Source organism: Xanthomonas sontii, from assembly GCF_040529055.1.
Taxonomy (GTDB): domain Bacteria; phylum Pseudomonadota; class Gammaproteobacteria; order Xanthomonadales; family Xanthomonadaceae; genus Xanthomonas_A; species Xanthomonas_A sontii.
In genome coordinates, this window is the sequence record NZ_CP132342.1 from 1,747,749 (window position 1) to 1,762,871 (window position 15,123).

Here is a 15,123-nt window from a genome sequence, read left to right on the forward strand (position 1 = left end):
ATGGCCCTGCATCCGCGCCGCGCGCAGAAGAATCCGCACGCCGAGGCCGAGCAGTTCCGGCGCCGCGCGGCGCTGGGTTTCCTCGCCGTGCTGCTGGCGTTGCTGGGCCTGGGTGGCTGGTACTTCAAGCTGCAGGTGCTGGACCACGACATCTACGCCACCCGCTCGGACGCCAACCGCATCAAGCCACGGCCGGTGGTGCCCGGGCGCGGCATGATCTACGACCGCAACGGCCGCCTGCTGGCCGAGAACGTGCCCGCGTTCCGGCTCGACGTGACCCCGGACAAGGTCGCCGACATGGACGCGCTGCTGGCCGAGCTGGGCAAGGTCATCGCGCTGTCGCCTGAAGACATCGAGCGGTTCCAGGCCGCGCGCAAGGCCAGCCGCAGCTTCCGCCCGATCACCCTGAAGCTGCGTGTCAGCGAGGAGGAGCGGGCGCGCTTCGCGGTGGACCGCTGGCGCTTCCCGGGCGTGGAGCTGGAACCCTACCTGACCCGGCACTACCCCTACGGCGACCTGTTCGCGCACATCATCGGCTACGTCGGCCGTATCGACGAGAAGGACCTGGAGACGCTGGGCGAGGGCAACGCCGCGCTGACCCACATCGGCAAGTCCGGGCTGGAGCGCTATTACGAGGAGCAACTGCGCGGCAAGGTCGGCTACGAGCAGGTCGAGACCAACGTGCAGGGCCGCGCGATCCGCACCGTCGGCCGGGTGCCGGCGCAGTCCGGCGCCGACCTGCGCCTGTCCATCGACGCCGACCTGCAGCGCGCCATGGTCGCCGCGTTCGGCGACTACCAGGGCTCGGCCATCGCCATCGATCCGCGCACCGGCGAGATCCTGGCCATGGTCAGCCTGCCGTCCTACGACCCCAACCTGTTCGTCAACGGCATCTCCCACGCCGATTTCCAGGCGCTCAACAGCGACCCGTCGCGGCCGCAGTTCAACCGCCTGGTGCTGGGTGGCGTGGCGCCCGGTTCCACCATCAAGCCGTTCATGGGCCTGGCCGGCCTGGACAGCGGCACCCGCCGCCCGGAGGACAAGATCCTCTCCACCGGCATGTTCTACCTGCCCGGGGTCAGCCGCGGCTGGGGCGACTCGCACCGCGGCGGCCACGGCTGGACCGACCTGCGCAAGTCGATCGCGCAGTCTGTGAACACCTACTACTACAAGCTGGCCATCGACATGGGCATCACCAAGGTCGACCAGTACATGACCCGCTACGGCTTCGGCGTGCCCACCGGTATCGACCTGGTCGGCGAGACCGGCGGCATCGTGCCCTCGCCGGCGTACAAGGCCAAGAGCCGCAAGGAAGCCTGGTACCCCGGCGACACGGTCAACATCGCCATCGGCCAGGGCGACTGGAAGGTGACCCCGCTGCAACTGGTGCGCGGCGTCGCCGGCCTCGCCGATGGGCAACTGCGCACGCCGCACCTGGTGATGGCCACGCGCCAGGCCTTCGACCAGCCCTGGGCGCCGGTGCAGCCGGGCACGAGCAAGCCGATCAGCGACAACCCCAGCAATCTGCAGGCGGTGCGCGAAGGCATGATGGACACCATGCGCCCGGGCGGCAGCGGCTATTCGATCACCGTCGGCGCGCCCTACCAGATGGCCGGCAAGACCGGCACCGCGCAGGTGGTCAGCCGTAAGGGACTGGCGGCGGTCGATCCGCGCAGCCTGCCGATGCACCTGCGCCACCGTTCGCTGTTCGAGGGCTTCGCGCCGGCGGAGCGGCCGACCATCGCCCTGGCGATCGCGGTGGAAGGCGGCGGCTACGGCGCCAGCACCGCCGCACCGATCGCGCGCAAGATCTTCGATGCTTGGCTGCTCGGCCGGCTGCCGCCCGGGGTCGAGCCGCTGGACAGCCTGCGCGGCGCCACCGCGTTCGGCAGCCACCTGTACTACGCAGAAGATCCCGGCTCGCGCGCCGCCGCCGACGCGGTCGCACTGGCCGCCGGCGAACGCCCGGTGCTGATCGGCCAGGCCGAGGTGGACGCCGCGGCGGTGCCGCTGCCGGCTGCGCCGCCGGCGATCCCCGACGAGATTCCGGACGAGCGATGAAGGATTTCCTGCGCTGGCTGGTCGACATCGGCGGCCGCTTCACCCGCACCCTGGACTGGCCGCTGTGCCTGGCCCTGGGCGCGCTGATGGCGATGGGGCTGGCGGTGCTCAAGAGCGCCGGTGGCATGCACCTGGTGATGGCGCAGGGCGCGCGTTTCGCCATCGGTGCGGCGGCGATGTGGAGCCTGTCGCGGGTGTCGGCGCTGCGCCTGCGCGCCTGGACCCCGCTGATCTACGCGCTGTCGATGCTGCCGTTGCTGGCGGTGTTCGTGCTGGGCACCGGCAAGTACGGGCGGCAGTGGCTGGACCTGAAGGTGTTCTACCTGCAGCCGGCCGAGCTGTTGAAGATCAGCATGCCGATGATGGTGGCCTGGTACCTGCACCGCATGCCGCTGCCGCCGCGCATCCCGACCGTGCTGGTCAGCGCGGTCATCATCGGCATTCCCACCGCCTTGATCATGCTGCAGCCGGACTTCGGGACCGGCGTGCTGATCGCCGCCAGCGGTGGCTTCGTGCTGCTGCTGGCCGGCCTGCCGTGGTGGTGGGTGGGCATCGCCGTCGGCGGCGTCGCCGCGGCCGCGCCGGTGGCCTGGCTGTGGCTGCTGCGGCCCTACCAGAAGGACCGCATCATGATGTTCCTCAACCCGGAGAACGACGCGCTCGGCGCCGGCTGGAACATCATCCAGTCCAAGATCGCGATCGGTTCCGGCGGCCTGCACGGCAAGGGCTGGGGCATGGGCTCGCAGTCGCACCTGAACTTCATTCCCGAGCAGACCACCGACTTCGCGTTCTCCGTGCTCAGCGAAGAGTTCGGCTGGATCGGCGTGGCCACGGTGATGACCCTGTACCTGATCGTGATCGGGCGCTGCCTGTGGATCGCCTCGCAGGCGCGCGACACCTTCTCGCGGCTGCTGGCCGGCGCCACCGGCCTGGCGTTCTTCGTCTACGTGCTGGTCAACGGCGGCATGATCTCCGGGCTGCTGCCGGTGGTCGGCGTGCCGATGCCGCTGATGAGCTACGGCGGCACCTCGGCGGTGTCGCTGCTGGCCGGGCTGGGCCTGGTGATGGCGGTGAAGGCGCACCGTCCGGTGCACGGCTACTGAACCAGCGCACAGCGTTCGACGCGCGCTGGCTTAACCGCAACCTTGCTGGCAGGTGACGGCATTATTGCGGCGCATGTCGTGCATCCGCACAATGCGCGTCGATGCCACGTGACGCGCGCCGCTCCCCCCCGGCCCACAGGTGTGCAGGAACTTCCGGGTAGGCAGGTGCGACCCCGCGCATCCATCCCAGCCCACATCGCCGAGGCATCCTCCGCAGCGCATCCGCCGATCCGGGCTCCGGCCCACCCGTCTGCGTCGTCCGCCGCTGCCTCGTCGTTCCCGTGGTTGTCCAGAGGCTCGGCGTTGGCCGGGATGGATGCGTGTCGATGAAATTCCTGCGCGTGTTGCTGTTGACGAGCGTGGTGCTGGGCCTGAGCGGCTATGCACTGCTGCGCTATTACTTTCCGCCGGGGGCGCTGCACGCCCGTGGCTACGGGCGCACGACCCTGGTGCATCCGCAGGGGGCGCCGCAGGGCCTGGTGATCCTGCTGGCCAGCGGCAGCCCGGCGCAGCGGCAGGACGCCGCGCGGCGCATCGCCGCCAGCGGCGCGCTGGTCGCGGTGGTCGACGGCCAGCGCTATCTGAAGCACTTGCGCCGTGGCGGCCACGGCTGCGACAAGGCCTGGCACGATGCCGAACGGCTGAGCCGGCGGCTGCAGCGGCAGTTGCACGGCGACAGCTACTACCTGCCGGTGCTGGCTGGCACCGGCACCGCCGCGACCCTGGCCGCGCGCATCGTCGGCGCGGCGCCCTCCGCGACCCTGGGAGGCGCGATCGGCGTGGCGCCGGCACCCACCGAGGTCTGTGCCGGCACCGCCGCCGCGACCGCTGCGCAGGGCTTTGTCGACACCGTGGCCGCGCCGGCCGATGGCGGCGTGGATGCCGCGCTGGCCGCGCGGGTCGCCGCGCATCTGCATGCGCGCGGCCGTGGCGGGGCGCTGGACGATCTGCCGCTGACCGAGCTGCCCTCGGCGACCCCGGGCGCACCGCTGGCCATCGTGCTGTCCGGCGACGGCGGCTGGCGCGACATCGACAAGGGCATGGCCGAAGCGCTGCAGCGCCGCGGCATCGCCGTGGTCGGCTGGGACAGTCTGCGCTACTTCTGGCGGGCCAAGCCGCCGGCGCGGGCCAGCGCCGACCTGAGCCGGGTCATCGCCTACTACCAGCAGCGCTGGCGTCCGCAGAAGATCCTGCTGGTCGGCTATTCCTTCGGCGCCACCACCCTGCCGTTCATGGTCAACCGGCTGCCACCGGCGCAGCGCGAGCAGGTCGGCCTGGTCGCGTTGTTGGGCCTGGAACACAAGGCCGATTTCCAGATCCGCGTGCGCGGCTGGCTCAACCTCGGCGATGACGACGACGCACTGCCGGTGCAGCCGGAACTGGCGCGCATTCCCGCGGCGCAGTTGCTGTGCGTGTACGGCGACAAGGAAAAAGATACGCTCTGCCCGCAATTGCGCGCGCGCGGAGCGGAGGTGGTGGTGTTGCACGGCGGTCACCATTTCGATCAACACCCGGCCGGGCTGGCGACGATCGTCGACGACCGCTGGCAGCAATTGTCCGCCGACGCGCGCCTGCCGGTCGCCGAGCTGCCGGAGCCGCGTCCTGCGGCTGCCGCGGCGTCGCCCGCCGCCACGCTGCCGCCGTCGCACGCCGCGCTCCGGCAATGAGCAAGCCTGTGCGCGTCGCGCTGGTGTCCGGCGGCGTACTCGCCGCCGCTGCGTTCGTCAGCGCCGCCGCGACCGGCGATTCCCGCCACGTGGTCGAACCGCACTTGCCGCCGGTGTGCGTGGCGCTGGATGCCACCCTGCAGGCGCAGCAGCGCCGCTTCGCCGACGCGCAGGAGCGCAGCGCGCCGGACACTGCGCGCATCCAGGCCGCGCTCGACCGCTGCGCTGCCGGTGCGCACGGCGCGGTGCTGCTGCGCGCCGGCAGCGGCAACGCCTTCCTCAGCGGACCGTTGACGATCCGCAGCGACACCACGCTGGCGATCGACAGCGGCGTGACCCTGTTCGCCTCGCGCCAGCCCGCCGACTACCAGGTGCCCGGCCGCAACGCCTGCGGCCAGGCCGCGGCGCGCAGCGGCGGCTGCCGGGCGCTGATCGCCCTGCAGGGGCGCAGCCTGGGGGTGATGGGCGTGCGCGACGGCGCCGGCCGCCAGGGCACTATCGACGGCCGCGGCGACCTGCCGATGCTCGGCGGCAGCGACAGCTGGTGGCAGTTCGCGCGCAGCGCCAAGGCCGCCGGCCAGACCCAGAACGCGCCCGACCTGATCCGCGCGCAGGACGTCGCCGATCTGCAGCTCTACCACGTCAACCTGGTCAATGCGCCGTACTTCCACGTCTTCGTGCACGGCGGCGACGGCGTCACCGTGTGGGGCGTGCGGGTCCGGGCGCCGGCCAACAGCCCCAACACCGACGGCCTGGATCTGGACAGCGTGCGCAATGCGACCCTGGCCGACAACGACGTGATGGCCGGCGACGACGGCATCGCGATCAAGACCAGCGCCGCGCGCTCGGCCGACATCACCGTGCGCGACTCGCGCTTCTACGGCACCCACGGCATCTCCATCGGCAGCGAGGTGATGTACGGCGTCGGCAACGTGCTGGTGGACGGCAATCGCCTGGTCGGCCACGACGCCGACGGCATCGTCGCCACCGACAGCAACGGCCTGCGCATCAAGACCGGCCTGGCCAAGGGCGGACCGGTGCGCGACGTGCTCTACCGCAACACCTGCCTGTTCGATGTGGCCAAGCCCCTGGTGATCACGCCGCTGTACGGCCACGACCACGGCGGCAGCCGCAGCGGCAGCGTGCCGACCTTCGCCGGGATCGTGGTCGACGGATTGCGCGCGCAGGACACGCCCGCCGGCAAGGGCAGTACGGTGCAGGGCTACAGCGCCGCGACACCGCTCGAGCTGGTGCTGGCGCACGTGGCCGCCGATGTCGCCACGCTGCATGCCAGCAATGCGCGCATCGGCGTGGACCAATCCGACCTGCGCTTGAGCGAGGACAGCAGCGCGGCCTCGACCTATGCGACCACGCTCGCCGGGTCGATTCCAGCCTGCAGCAGCGCGCCGGTGTTCCCGGCCCTGTAGCCCGCGCGCGCAACGCCGGCAGCCACCCGGCGCGCGCCCGCGTGGCGCGAGCGGTCGGTGCCCGCGTCTTGCGGCTTTGATGGCGTGCGCCGCCACGCACTGCAATCGTCCGCACGTGATGCCATCGCCCTGTCACACCGCAGCGTTCCGCCGCCTAGCTGCGGACATCGCGCGCGTTCTTTTGCGCGTGATGCGGCAGCGCGCTTGATCCGGATCAATGCCCGCGCGTCGGCCGGCGCGCACAGTGCACGCGTCCTCCAAGCGAGCCGCGATCATGGCGTTCACTGTTGCAGTCCTGAGGGAAGAACAGGCCGAGGAGCGCCGCGTGGCGATGGTGCCCGCGGTGCTGCCGAAGCTGGCCAAGTTGGGCGCGCAGTTGCGCCTGCAGGCCGGTGCCGGCAGCGGTTCGCGACTGCCGGATGCGGCCTATGCCGGCGCCACCGTGCTCGACGATGCGCAAGAGGTGGTGGCCGGTGCGGACCTGCTGCTGGCCGTGCAGGCGCCATCGCTGCGCACGGTGGCGGCGCTGCGCCCGGGCAGCATGCTGATCGCGATGCTGTACCCGGCCAAGCTGCCCGGCCTGCTGGAGCTGCTGTGCGAACGCCGCATCACCGCCTTCGCGATGGAGACCGTGCCGCGCATCAGCCGTGCGCAGGCGCTGGACGTGCTGTCCAGCCAGGCCGCACTGGCCGGCTATTACGCGCCGCTGCTCGGCGCCGTGCATCTGCCGCGCATCCTGCCGATGATGACCACCGCGGTCGGTTCGCTGCGCGCCGCGCGCGTGCTGGTCATGGGCCTGGGCGTGGCCGGCCTGCAGGCGCTGGCCACCGCGCACCGGCTAGGCGCGATCACCGAAGGCTACGACGTGCGTCCGGAAACCCGCGAGCAGGCGCAGTCGGTCGGCGCGCGCTTCGTCGACACCGGCATCGACGCACGCGGCGAGGGCGGCTATGCGCGCGAACTCAGCGCCGAGGAGCGGGCCAAGGCCGCGGCGGTGCTGACCCAGCACATCCAGCAGGCCGATCTGATCATCACCACCGCCAACGTGCCCGGGCGCACCGCGCCGATCCTGATCGACCGCGAGCAGATCGCCGGCATGAAGCCCGGCGCGGTGATCGTCGATCTCGCCGCCGACAGCGGCGGCAACTGCGAAGGCAGCGTGCCGGGGCAGACCGTGGACGTCGGACCGGTCACCCTCGTCGCCCCGCGCAACGTGCCTTCGGCGTTGGCCCAGCACGCCAGCGAGCTGTACGCCAAGAACCTGCTGGGGCTGCTCGACCTGCTGGTGCGCGACGGCGCACTGGCGCCGGACTTCGACGATGCGGTGGTCGCCGGCACCGCGCTCACCCATGACGGCCGCCTCTGCCACCCACCGGTGCCGGCCGCCGCGCCCGTTCCCACCAAGGAGTCCTGAGTCATGTCTCTCGATCTGTCGATGAGCTGGCTGATCGCGTTGTACGTGTTCATGCTGGCCGCGTTCACCGGCTACGAAGTGATCGGCAAGGTGCCGTCGATCCTGCACACGCCGCTGATGTCCGGGTCCAACTTCGTCCACGGCATCGTCGTGGTCGGCGCGATGCACGCGCTGTTCAATGCCGACACCGTCGCCGGCCAGGCGATCGGTTTCGTCGGCGTGCTGCTGGGCGCCGGCAATGCCGCCGGCGGCTACGTGGTCACCGACCGCATGCTGGCGATGTTCAAGCCCAGCGCCGCGCCAGCCGCGAAGGAGTAGCGCCATGCTCTCGCTCCTGGTGGAACTGAGCGGGTTCGCCGCCGCGTTGCTCTTCATCCTCGGCCTCAAGCGCATGTCCTCGCCGGTGACCGCGCTGCGCGGCATCGTCCTGGCCGGGATCGGCATGCTGGTGGCGGTGGCCGCCGCCTTCGGCTATCTCGCCGACCTGCAGCCCGCGGCGCGTCCGCACGCGCTGACCAACCTGGCACTGGCGCTGCTGGCGTTGCTGCTGGGCGGTGCCTGGGCCTGGCGCAGCGGCCGCCGTGTCGCGGTGACCGCGATGCCGCAGATGGTGGCGCTGTACAACGGCATGGGCGGCGGCGCCGCCGCGGCCGTGGCCGGGGTCGCGCTGACCGCGCGGCAGCCGCAGCAGGGCGGCCTGCATCTGGCGGTGACCGTGCTCGGTGCGCTGATCGGCGCGATCTCGCTGTCCGGCTCGGTGATCGCCTGGGCCAAGCTCGATGGCCGCATCGACACCGCGTGGCGGTTCAAGGGCCAGAGCGCCTTCAATGCTGCGGTGTTCCTGGCCGCGCTGGTGCTGGGCACGCTGGTGGTCACCGGCACGGGCGGCGCCTGGGCGGCGCCAGCGTTCTTCATCGCCGCGCTGGGCTTCGGCGTGCTGATGACGCTGCCGATCGGCGGCGCCGACATGCCGGTGGTGATCTCGCTGTACAACGCCTTCACCGGCCTGGCGGTGGGCCTGGAAGGCTTCGCCCTGCAGAACCCGGCGCTGATGATCGCCGGCATGGTGGTTGGCTCCGCCGGCACCCTGTTGACCGTGCTGATGGCCAAGGCGATGAACCGCTCGCTGGGCAACGTGCTGTTCAGCAATTTCGGCGACGGCGCCGCGGTCGTGCAGGGCGACGTGCAGGGCCGCATGACCGCGGTCGAGCCGGGCGATGCGGCGACGTCGATGCGCTACGCCTCCAGCGTGATCATCGTGCCCGGTTACGGCCTGGCCGTGGCGCAGGCGCAAGGGCGGCTATACGAACTGGTGAAGCTGCTGCAGGCCGCCGGCGTCGACGTGAAGTTCGCCATCCATCCGGTCGCCGGGCGCATGCCCGGGCACATGAACGTGCTGCTGGCCGAGGCCGGCGTGCCCTACGACCTGATCTACGACATGGAGGACATCAACGACAGCTTCGCCAGCACCGACGTGGCGCTGGTGATCGGCGCCAACGACGTGGTCAACCCGGCGGCGCGCACCGACAAGGCGTCGCCGATCTACGGCATGCCGATCCTCAACGCCGACCAGGCGCATCAGGTCTACGTGATCAAGCGCGGCCAGGGCAAGGGCTACGCCGGCGTGGAGAACCTGCTGTTCTACTGCGACAACTGCGACATGGTCTACGGCGACGCCGCCGCGGTGCTCAACCGCATGGTGCAGGCGGTGAAGGAGCTGGCCGCCTGACCCAACCGCTTCCCGCGCCGGCGCGAGGCGTCCGGCGCTTTCCGACCTTCCACGAGGACACCACCATGACCTATGCGACCCGCAATCCCTATACCGGCGAATTGCTCGCCAGCTTCCCGGAGGCCACCGATGCGCAGGTACTGGCCGCGATCGATGCCGCCGACGCCGCGTTCCAGCAATGGAAGCAGGCCCCGTTCGCCGAACGCGCCAGGGTGATGCATGCCGCGGCGCGGCTGCTGCGCGCCAACACCCGAGAGTACGCATGCCTGCTGACGCTGGAGATGGGCAAGCTGATCGGCGAGGCCGAAGCCGAGGTGCGGCTGTCGGCGGACATCTTCGAGTACTACGCGGTCAACGCCGAGCGCTTGCTGGCGCCGGAGCATCTGCCGGTGGCCGATCCGGCCGAGGGCAGGGCGATGGTGGTGCACGAGCCGCTGGGCGTGCTGCTGGCGATCGAACCGTGGAATTTCCCGTACTACCAGATCGCGCGGATCATCGCCCCGCAACTGTCGGCCGGCAACACCGTGTTGCTCAAGCACGCCTCCAACGTGCCGCAGTGCGCGGCCAAGTTCGAAGCGCTGATGGCCGAAGCCGGGCTGCCGGCCGGGGCCTTCGTCAATCTCTACGCCACCCGCGGCCAGGTGGAGACCATCCTCAACGACCCGCGCGTGCACGGTGTGGCGCTCACCGGGTCGGAAGGTGCCGGCGCCATCGTCGCGGCCCAGGCGGCCAAGGCGCTGAAGAAGTCGACCATGGAACTGGGCGGTGCCGACGCCTTCGTGGTGCTGGACGATGCGCCGCTGGAGAAGACGGTGAAGTGGGCGGTGTTCGGCCGCCACTGGAACGGCGGGCAGGTCTGCGTGTCGTCCAAGCGCATGATCGTGGTGCAGGAGGTGTACGAGGAGTTCCTGCAGCGCTACCGCGCCGGCGTGGCGGCGCTGCGGGCCGGCGATCCGATGGATCCGGCGACCACCCTGGCGCCGCTGTCTTCGCAGGGCGCCGCCGACGACCTGAAGCGGCAGATCGCCGAGGCGGTCAGGCATGGCGCCACCGCGACCGAGGTCGGGCCGCCGGTGCCGGTGCATGGCGCGTTCGTGCAGCCGACCTTCCTCACCGACGTCGCCCCGGACAACCCGGCCTACCACCAGGAGTTCTTCGGCCCGGTGTCGATGCTGTTCCGCGCCCGGGACGAGGACGACGCGGTACGCATCGCCAACGATTCGCCGTTCGGCCTGGGCGGCTCGGTGTTCACCGGCGACGATGCGCGCGGCGTGGCGGTGGCCAGGCGCATCTCCACCGGCATGGTGTTCGTCAACCACCCGACCATGGTCAAGGCCGACCTGCCGTTCGGCGGCGTGCGCCGTTCCGGCTACGGGCGCGAACTGATCGGGCTGGGCATCAAGGAATTCGTCAATCACAAGCTGATCGACGTGGTCGACATCGACGCGCCGTTCTGAGTGGGCGTCATGCGTCAGGCCAGGCCGCCGGGGGCAACCCCGGCGGCTTTTTTGTGCCGTCGCCACGCCCGGGTCGGGGCGCGTGCCCGGTGCATGCCGGCAGGTCATGCTGCAGGCGCACTTGACCTGGAGCAAAGTTCTTTTGTTTCATGGCGTTATTGGTAGAAATTCATCTTGAATCTGTTAGTCTGCCGGCATGATCCGACGCTCGCTGATTTGCCTGCTCACGCTTGGCCTGGTCGCATGCGCGACCCAGCCCAAGGCGCCTCCGTCGCCGCCGCAGGCCAGCGCGCCGCCGCCTGCGCCGCGTCCGGCTCCGCCGGCCGAGGCCGCGCCGGAAGTGGTGCAGGCGCCACCGGTGGACCTGACCCCGGTCCCGTTCGAGGTCGCCCGCGCCAACTTCGTCCGCGACACCGCGGCCAGGTACGGCATGGATCCGGCGCAGATCGAGGCGACCCTGGCGCAGGCCCAGTTCAAGGATGCGATCGTCGCGGCGATGTCGCGCCCGGCCGAGCGGGTCAAGCCGTGGAGCGAGTACCGGCCGATGTTCATCAGCCAGGCGCGCATCGACGGCGGCCGTGCGTTCCTGGCCACGCATCGCGACGAACTGCAGCGGGTGCAGGCGCGCACCGGCGTGCCGGCCGAGGTCATCGTCGCGATCATCGGCGTGGAAACCAGCTACGGCAAGAACGCCGGCTCCTACCGCGTGCTGGATGCGCTGTACACGCTGGCGTTCCGCTATCCGCGCAGCGGCGATCCAGCCAAGCTCGAGCGCGAGGTGCGCCGCGAACTGTTCTTCCGCGATGAGCTCGGCCAACTGTTCGCGCTGGCCCGCGAGGAGAACCTGGACATCACCGGCCTGATCGGCAGCTACGCCGGCGCGATGGGCCTGGGCCAGTTCATGCCGTCCAGCTACCGCCAGTTCGCGGTCGATGGCGACGGCGACGGCAAGCGCAATCTGTTCACCGACTACGACGACGCGTTCTCGTCCATCGCCAACTACTTCGTCAAGAAGGGCGGCTGGGTGCGCGACGGCGTGGTCGCGGTGCCGGCGACGCTGCGCCCGGGCGCCGAGGAATTCAATCCGACCGACTGGACGCCGACCTACACCCTGGCCGACCTGGCCGCGCGCGGCTACACGCCGACCGCGCCGGTGCCGGCAGCCGCTGGCGGCGCCACGCCGATCACGCTCGACGGCAGCGCCGGCAAGCAGTACTGGCTCGGCTTCCAGAACTACTACGCGATCACCCGCTACAACAATTCCAAGATGTACGCGATGGCCGTCTACCAACTGTCCCAGGCCATCGCCGGCAAGGAGTTACCCCCGGCATGAACCCGAACGCGCTGCTCCGGATCGCTCCCGTCGTCGCTGTGCTGGCGCTGGCCGCCTGCAGCAGCGCCCCGAAGAAGACCGCCGGCGGCGCCGGGCCCGGCATCCGGGTCGAGGGCAAGGGGCCGGCGCACGTCGCCACCGGTTGTCCGTCGACCTCGCCCTACGCGCCGGCCAAGGAAGATCCGTCCAAGCGCGGCAACTACACCGCCGGCGGCCTGTATGCGCCCGGCGTGCGCGACAGCACCCCGGACTACGTGCCCAACGTCGCCTGCATTCCCGAGCCGCTGGTCACCGACGAACCGCGCTCGGCGATCGGCAACCGCTCCCCGTACATGGTGCTGGGCCGCGAGTACGTGGTCATCGACGATCCGCACAGCTACGTCGAGCGCGGCACCGCCTCGTACTACGGCAGCAAGTTCCATGGCCGGCTGACCTCCAACCGCGAGGTCTACGACATGTACGCGTTCACCGCCGCGCACAAGACCCTGCCGCTGCCCAGCTTCGCCCTGGTCACCAACCTGGACAACGGCGAGTCGGTGGTGGTGCGGATCAACGACCGCGGCCCGTTCCACGACGATCGGCTGATCGATCTGAGCTACGCGGCGGCGGTCAAGCTCGGCATCACCGGCAAGGGCACCGGCCGCGTGGAAGTGCGCGGACTCACTCCGGCCGACAACGGCGACCTGCTGGCGCGGCGCGGCACCGGCCGGCGCCCTGCGACGCTGCTGGCCAGCGCGTCCACCGCCACCGCCACACGCGATCCCGCGGCGGTGCGGCGCGCGGCGGACATGGACAATCTGGTCAAGACCTTGCCGGCGACGTCGGTCGGATCGGCCGGCGGCAGCGTGGCCGCCGCCGCGACCGTGCCGGCGCGCGCCGTGCCGGTGGCGGCGGTCGTTGCGCCTACCGCCGCCGCGGCGACCGCCACGGCCGCGGCGCTGCCGGAAGGCGAGCGTTGGCGCTATCGCGTGCAGGACGCGCCGGGCCGGGTCGGCGATGCCGATCGTTTCGACGCCTGGATGAAGTCGCGCGGTGTGCGCGTGGCCACCGGCAAGCCGGCCACGCCCGCGCCCAGCGTGGCCGCGGCGAACACCCCGGTGCGCGGATCCCGCGGCACCGCGACGGCCAAGCCCACTGCCGCGCCTACTGCCGCCGTGGCCGCCCCGACCGTCGCAGTGGCGACGCCGGCAGCGCCTCCCGCACCGGTCGCCAGCGCCGCCGCGCCGCGCGAGGACGACAGCGCGCGCGGGCCGCTCGGCATCCTGCTGCAGGTGGCCAGCTTCGCCAGCCGCGAGAACGCCAACCGCGCGCTGTCGCAGTTGGCCTCGGCCGGCATCGTCGGCGCCAGCATCAGCGACATCGTCTCCGGTGGCCGCACCCTGTGGCGGCTGCGGGTGGCGGCCGAGGACCATGGGCGCGCCGCCGAGCTGGCCACGCGCATCGCCGGCCTCGGCTTCGGCCGGCCGCAGATCGTCAAGGATTGAGGCGGCGTGCCCGCCACGGCGGGCGGTCGGCGCGCCGATGGCTTAACGCCGGTTCGCGCGCGTGCCCGCGCCGCGCCTGCCCGGGCGCCGGCTCGGCCTACAATGTCGCGTTTTCCATCGGCCTTCGGGCCCGCCAGGAGTCGTTTTAGATGAAATTCCGCTTCGCCGTCGCTGCCGTGGCCACGTTCGCCGTCGGCCTGGTTTCCGCGCAGACGCCCGGCCCGGTTCCCGCGCCGCCGGCCGCCGCTGCCGCCGCTCCGGCCACCGTGGCGATCCCGCCCGCGCCCAAGCCGGCCGTCTCCAAGTCCTGGGTGCTGATGGATTACGCCACCGGCCAGGTGCTGGCCGGCGAGAACGAACACGAACGCGTGGCCCCGGCCAGCATCACCAAGGTGATGACCTCGTACGTGATCGCGGCCGAATTGAAGCTGGGCAAGATCACCCGCGACGACCAGGTCATGCTCAGCGAGCGCGCTTGGCGCGAGGGCGGCGCCGGCACCGACGGCAGCTACAGCGGCTTCCCGGTCAACAAGACCGCGCGCCTGGAAGACATGGAAAAGGGCATGGCGATCCAGTCCGGCAACGACGCGGCGATCGCGCTGGCCGAACATACCGCCGGCAGCGAGGAAGCCTTCGCGTCGCTGATGAACGAGTACGCGAAGAAGATCGGCATGACCGGCTCGCACTTCGTCAACGCCCACGGCCTGTCGGCCGAAGGCCACTACACCACCGCCTACGATCTGGCGCTGCTGGGCCGGGCGATGGTGCGCGACTATCCGGAAACCTACGCGTACAACAAGATCAAGGAATTCCGCGTCGGCGACATCACCCAGCCGAACCGCAACCTGCTGCTGTGGCGCGACCCGAGCGTGGACGGCATCAAGACCGGCCACACCTCCGAGGCCGGCTACTGCCTGCTCAGCTCGGCCAAGCGCGGCGACCAGCGCCTGATCGCGGTGGTGATGGGCGACAGCTCCGAGAAGCAGCGTGCCGAGGACAGCCTGGCGCTGCTGAACTGGGGCTTTCGCTTCTTCGAGACCCACAGCCTGTACGAGCCGGGCAAGCAGGTCGCGCAGCAGCGCGTGTGGAAGGGCACCGAGAAGCAGGTGCTGCTGGGCGTGGCGCAGCCGCTGCTGGTCAGCGTGCCGCGTGGCCGCTACAACGAACTGAAGCCGGCGATCGAAGTGCCCAAGACCCTCGAGGCGCCGATCAAGCAGGGCCAGCAGATCGGCATGGTCAAGGTGAGCCTGGACGGCAAGGTGGTGGCGCAGGCCCCGCTGGTGGCGCTCAAGGCGGTCGACGAGGCCGGTTTCTTCAAGCGCCTGTGGGACAGCTTCTGGATGTGGTGGGAATCCGAATGATTTGTTTGAAAAAAGCCGGCTGACGCCGGCTTTTTTCTTGGGAATGGGGAATCGGGAATGGGTAACGCGGTTGTCCCGCGACCTGGA

At 70.8% G+C, this 15,123-nt stretch carries 11 protein-coding genes; all 11 read left to right on the plus strand.

Annotation, left to right across the window (positions count from 1 at the left end):
• The 11 genes from mrdA (at window position 1) to RAB70_RS07460 (ending at window position 15,036) form a co-directional block, all read left to right on the plus strand.
• On the plus strand, window positions 1–2,061 hold the full coding sequence (gene mrdA / locus RAB70_RS07410) for a penicillin-binding protein 2 (RefSeq protein WP_148829358.1): 2,061 nt from the start codon (window positions 1–3) through the stop codon (window positions 2,059–2,061).
• Entirely contained in the window at window positions 2,058–3,164 is a 1,107-nt protein-coding gene (rodA, locus tag RAB70_RS07415) for a rod shape-determining protein RodA (RefSeq protein WP_017907587.1), read from the plus strand. Before mrdA ends, rodA begins: the two co-directional genes overlap by 4 nt.
• Window positions 3,165–3,490: 326 nt before the next feature.
• Window positions 3,491–4,831 (plus strand): virulence factor family protein, encoded by a 1,341-nt coding sequence (locus tag RAB70_RS07420; RefSeq protein ID WP_148829357.1) that lies wholly within the window; start codon window positions 3,491–3,493, stop codon window positions 4,829–4,831.
• Window positions 4,828–6,258 carry a glycoside hydrolase family 28 protein gene (locus RAB70_RS07425; RefSeq protein ID WP_148829356.1) on the plus strand — a complete coding sequence of 477 codons (1,431 nt, stop codon included), beginning with the start codon at window positions 4,828–4,830 and terminating at the stop codon, window positions 6,256–6,258. The genes RAB70_RS07420 and RAB70_RS07425 overlap by 4 nt, the downstream gene beginning before the upstream one ends.
• Window positions 6,259–6,532: 274 nt before the next feature.
• Window positions 6,533–7,672 carry an NAD(P) transhydrogenase subunit alpha gene (locus tag RAB70_RS07430; RefSeq protein ID WP_148829355.1) on the plus strand — a complete coding sequence of 380 codons (1,140 nt, stop codon included), beginning with the start codon at window positions 6,533–6,535 and terminating at the stop codon, window positions 7,670–7,672.
• Between the two features lie 3 nt (window positions 7,673–7,675).
• Window positions 7,676–7,990: an NAD(P) transhydrogenase subunit alpha gene (locus tag RAB70_RS07435; RefSeq protein WP_017909700.1), complete on the plus strand. Its 315-nt coding sequence runs from the start codon at window positions 7,676–7,678 to the stop codon at window positions 7,988–7,990.
• A 4-nt stretch (window positions 7,991–7,994) separates the two neighbouring features.
• Window positions 7,995–9,401, plus strand: a complete 1,407-nt coding sequence (locus RAB70_RS07440; protein ID WP_148829354.1) for an NAD(P)(+) transhydrogenase (Re/Si-specific) subunit beta — start codon at window positions 7,995–7,997, stop codon at window positions 9,399–9,401.
• A 65-nt stretch (window positions 9,402–9,466) separates the two neighbouring features.
• Window positions 9,467–10,858: an NAD-dependent succinate-semialdehyde dehydrogenase gene (locus tag RAB70_RS07445; RefSeq protein ID WP_148829353.1), complete on the plus strand. Its 1,392-nt coding sequence runs from the start codon at window positions 9,467–9,469 to the stop codon at window positions 10,856–10,858.
• Window positions 10,859–11,054: 196 nt separating this feature from the next.
• On the plus strand, window positions 11,055–12,191 hold the full coding sequence (mltB, locus tag RAB70_RS07450) for a lytic murein transglycosylase B (RefSeq protein ID WP_017914484.1): 1,137 nt from the start codon (window positions 11,055–11,057) through the stop codon (window positions 12,189–12,191).
• Window positions 12,188–13,675 (plus strand): septal ring lytic transglycosylase RlpA family protein, encoded by a 1,488-nt coding sequence (locus RAB70_RS07455; protein WP_148829352.1) that lies wholly within the window; start codon window positions 12,188–12,190, stop codon window positions 13,673–13,675. The genes mltB and RAB70_RS07455 overlap by 4 nt, the downstream gene beginning before the upstream one ends.
• Before the next feature lie 149 nt (window positions 13,676–13,824).
• Window positions 13,825–15,036 carry a D-alanyl-D-alanine carboxypeptidase family protein gene (locus tag RAB70_RS07460; protein WP_148829351.1) on the plus strand — a complete coding sequence of 404 codons (1,212 nt, stop codon included), beginning with the start codon at window positions 13,825–13,827 and terminating at the stop codon, window positions 15,034–15,036.
• The last annotated feature ends 87 nt before the right edge of the window (window positions 15,037–15,123 follow it).

Bases quoted from the DNA above. Each gene is read 5' to 3' on its own strand.
- mrdA (WP_148829358.1), top strand. From the start codon at position 1: ATGGCCCTGCATCCGCGCCGCGCGCAGAAGAATCCGCACGCCGAGGCC.
- rodA (WP_017907587.1), top strand. From the start codon at position 2,058: ATGAAGGATTTCCTGCGCTGGCTGGTCGACATCGGCGGCCGCTTCACC.
- RAB70_RS07420 (WP_148829357.1), top strand. From the start codon at position 3,491: ATGAAATTCCTGCGCGTGTTGCTGTTGACGAGCGTGGTGCTGGGCCTG.
- RAB70_RS07425 (WP_148829356.1), top strand. From the start codon at position 4,828: ATGAGCAAGCCTGTGCGCGTCGCGCTGGTGTCCGGCGGCGTACTCGCC.
- RAB70_RS07430 (WP_148829355.1), top strand. From the start codon at position 6,533: ATGGCGTTCACTGTTGCAGTCCTGAGGGAAGAACAGGCCGAGGAGCGC.
- RAB70_RS07435 (WP_017909700.1), top strand. From the start codon at position 7,676: ATGTCTCTCGATCTGTCGATGAGCTGGCTGATCGCGTTGTACGTGTTC.
- RAB70_RS07440 (WP_148829354.1), top strand. From the start codon at position 7,995: ATGCTCTCGCTCCTGGTGGAACTGAGCGGGTTCGCCGCCGCGTTGCTC.
- RAB70_RS07445 (WP_148829353.1), top strand. From the start codon at position 9,467: ATGACCTATGCGACCCGCAATCCCTATACCGGCGAATTGCTCGCCAGC.
- mltB (WP_017914484.1), top strand. From the start codon at position 11,055: ATGATCCGACGCTCGCTGATTTGCCTGCTCACGCTTGGCCTGGTCGCA.
- RAB70_RS07455 (WP_148829352.1), top strand. From the start codon at position 12,188: ATGAACCCGAACGCGCTGCTCCGGATCGCTCCCGTCGTCGCTGTGCTG.
- RAB70_RS07460 (WP_148829351.1), top strand. From the start codon at position 13,825: ATGAAATTCCGCTTCGCCGTCGCTGCCGTGGCCACGTTCGCCGTCGGC.